At 67.2% G+C, this 530-nt stretch carries 1 protein-coding gene; it reads left to right on the top strand.

Annotated elements, in window-relative coordinates; all coding sequences use genetic code 11:
- Positions 1 to 54 precede the first annotated feature (54 nt).
- Positions 55 to 530 (top strand): metal-dependent hydrolase (locus tag J0A65_RS25470; protein WP_206597007.1); only part of this gene is annotated, 476 nt, incomplete at its 3' end.

Raw genomic sequence — 530 nt, 5'->3', positions numbered from 1 at the left:
CAGGCTGGCCGGCTGGCTGCGCGATTACGTCAACGAACTGGAACGAGCGTAACCATGAATCCAGGCAAGCAACCCGCCCTGCAACAGCGCAAGGTGCGCTTCGACTTCAGCGACACGCCCCTGCACTGGGTGCCGAACGAGCCGGAGGCCTCGCACATCATGAACGGCCTGCACCTGTTGCTGCCGGCCGGCGAGTTCTGGTTCTGCAAGGTGTACAACAAGGCCCTGCCGCAGGTCAGCGACCCCGGGCTGCGCGAGGACGTGCGCGGGTTCGTGCTGCAGGAGGCGCAGCACGCCCGTGCCCACGGCAGCGCGCTGACCCCTTACCTGCGCCGCCACGGCATCGATCCGCGCCCCTTCACACGCAAGGTCGACTGGCTGTTCGACAAGCTGCTGTGCGACTACCCCCTGGGAGAAAACCGCCTGAGCCGGCGCCTGCAGACCTGGTGGTTGCGCCAGCGCGTCGGCCTGATCGCGGCGGTGGAACACTTCACCTGCGTGCTGGGAGACTGGGTGGTCAACAGCCCTGG

Origin of the sequence: Bowmanella yangjiangensis (assembly GCF_017255015.1) — a bacterium.
GTDB classification, from domain to species: Bacteria; Pseudomonadota; Gammaproteobacteria; order Enterobacterales; family Alteromonadaceae; genus Bowmanella; species Bowmanella yangjiangensis.
Note: the sequence above shows the minus strand (reverse complement) of the source record. Positions and strands in the feature narration are given on the sequence as shown.